Source organism: Nocardia sp. NPDC059228 (assembly GCF_042754245.1).
Classification (GTDB): domain Bacteria; phylum Actinomycetota; class Actinomycetes; order Mycobacteriales; family Mycobacteriaceae; genus Nocardia.
In genome coordinates this window covers 1-1,006 of the sequence record NZ_JBHZAL010000202.1, presented here as the reverse complement: position 1 = coordinate 1,006, position 1,006 = coordinate 1, and the positions used below count along the sequence as shown (strand labels likewise).

The window sequence follows — 1,006 nt, the reverse complement described above, 5'->3', positions numbered from 1 at the left end:
GTGCGGAGGCGATACCACGCCCCCGGGCGCCGGGATGAATGTAGACCGAGTGCTCGACAACTCCCGCGTACGCAGGACGGTTCGATACAGGTGTGACGGCTGCCCAGCCCACTACCGTGCCGTCATCGTCGAGGGCGGCGAAGCGGTGCTCGGGCAGTTTCGCCGTGTCGAAGGACTCCCACGTCGGGGGCGAGGTCTCGAAGGTCGCGTTGCCCGCGTCGATGCCTGCCTGGTAAATCGCCAGCACCTCGTCTGCGTGCGCGGCGTGGAGCGGCACGATGACGGCCGGCGCCCGTCCGACATGGGTGGACACGGTGTTGCTCCTTGGGTCGGTTCGAAGATCAGGCGCCGGCCGCGGTGGTCAGCAGCAGGCCCATGGCCTTCAGTACGCTCGGCTCCACCCGGTAGTAGACCCAGGTGCCGCGGCGCTCGGACGTCAGCAGTCCGGCGTCCTTGAGCTTCTTCAGGTGGTGGGAGACGGTCGGCTGGGAGACGCCGACGTCGGAGATGTCGCACACGCACGCCTCGCCGCCCTCGTGGGAGGCGACGGCGGAGAACAGCCGGAGACGGACCGGGTCGCCGAGCGCTTTGAACATCCTGGCGGCCACTTCGGCCTCTTCGGCGCTGAAGGGGCGTTCGTTCAGCGGGGGGCAGCACGGCGCGACGTCGGCGGCGTCGGGCTCCAGCAGCGGCAACACCTGCACATTCGACATATGTCTATGTTGACACACGTCGAACCAAGCGCCCAGGGGCTGCCGCCGCCGGGCGCTCAAGCGGTGGCGAGGCGGGCTGCGAGCCGGCGGGCGGCGCGCTGCGCGTCGCGGCCGACGCCGCGCAGGGAGGCGGAGGAGAGGCTGCGCTGCCACTCCAGTCCCACATACGCCAGGGCGGGATGGGTGAGGGAGGCTCCGTCGCGGTGTCGGGGGCGCCCTTGCCCGTTGAGAGCGCCCAGTGGCGCGAGGTAGGTGAGGTCGGGGTGGTAGCCGGTGGCCAGGATGATGGTGTC

Annotated in this window: 2 protein-coding genes and 1 pseudogene; all 3 read right to left on the bottom strand. The window is 70.3% G+C overall.

Going from position 1 to position 1,006, the window contains the following annotated elements; translation table 11 throughout:
- A partial coding sequence (locus ACFXKA_RS43515) for a GNAT family N-acetyltransferase (RefSeq protein WP_379431987.1) occupies positions 1–313 on the bottom strand: 313 nt, incomplete at its 3' end.
- A gap of 28 nt (positions 314–341) precedes the next feature.
- On the bottom strand, positions 342–713 hold the full coding sequence (locus ACFXKA_RS43510) for an ArsR/SmtB family transcription factor (protein WP_379431986.1): 372 nt from the start codon (positions 711–713) through the stop codon (positions 342–344).
- A 56-nt stretch (positions 714–769) separates the two neighbouring features.
- Positions 770–1,006 (bottom strand): annotated as a pseudogene (locus tag ACFXKA_RS43505) (FAD-dependent oxidoreductase); the annotation flags it as partial.